This window comes from Treponema sp. UBA753 (assembly GCF_002297325.1).
Classification (GTDB): domain Bacteria; phylum Spirochaetota; class Spirochaetia; order Treponematales; family Treponemataceae; genus Treponema_D.
Genome location: NZ_DBKJ01000090.1, coordinates 5,020 through 6,109 on the forward strand (window position 1 = coordinate 5,020; position 1,090 = coordinate 6,109).

The window sequence follows — 1,090 nt, forward strand, 5'->3', positions numbered from 1 at the left end:
CATGTCGTAAAGTCCGTAGCCGTTTGGCTTTTTGGTCTTTACATCCCTTGTTTCCCCACAATCCGAACCCAAGAGAGCATCAAAAAGGTAGCCATACCATGCCACTTTGTCTGCTTTTTCGCTTCCGGCATAAGTGTAGCTTTCGCCGCCGCGCGCCGCCCATTCCCATTCTTCCTCTGTCGGAAGACGGTAGCCGTCTGCCGAAAAGTCGCACTGTGCTCCGGAGGTCCATTCGTAAAATTCTCTATCATAAACGTTCGGAGTATCTCCCCAAGGAGTTCTTTTCTACTTTGCCGGGTCTGTTTCTCCGCCAATTGCATAGCAGGGGGTAAGCCCCTCCTTTATAGAAAGCGTGTTGCAGTATACAAGCGCATCAAGCCAGCTGACGTCGGTTGCAGAATTGTTTTTTGCATTGTCACCCGTAAGCTCCTTTCCGCTCTTGTTGCGAGCAGGGACACGGCTTGGGTCGCTTCCTATGACAGCCTTGTACTCTCCGCGTGTTACCTCATGGTCGCTCATGTAGAACGGGGCGATTTCAAGTTTACGTCCGCTTACAAATACTTCTGATTCCGGCTTCCATGTTTCTGTTCCGTCAATTGAAACGGCAGGAATTTTTACAAATCCTTCCGGAATCTTCTGGCTGTACATTACAGACGGGGACGCAAAGGCAAAAACTGCGAGCACAGGCAAAATCTTAGCAATCTTTTTCATAAACTTACCCTTAAAAAGAAATTCCGCTGAAAAAAAATCAGCATTGTCTATTTTACCCCCCCCATTCGGGATTTATCAAGTGAGCCCGCGGGATTCTTGAATAAGAGAACATCTTTGGTGGTTGTTGCAGAAGATATAAAAAAAACAAAAAAAATGAGAAAAAATCATATCAAGGTGTTGACACGCTCATGGGAAATGCGGTATATTGATGTCCACCTGCGGCAGTCAGCCGCAAGCTTTTTGAAAGGCATAAATCAGGGATGGACAGCAAAAGCAAGAAACGCTTGTAGGAGAAGCGGTTTTGTCAGCGGTAATTATAGGCAGTCAGATTCGTAAGAGAAATGAGAGGGCCTTTCGAGGCTCTCTGTGCTTGAGGAGA

1 pseudogene is annotated in these 1,090 nt (G+C 46.8%); it reads right to left on the minus strand.

Annotated features, from left to right (window positions below):
- Positions 1-711, minus strand: a pseudogene (locus tag B4C08_RS11195) (formylglycine-generating enzyme family protein); the annotation flags it as partial.
- Positions 712-1,090: the final 379 nt, after the last annotated feature.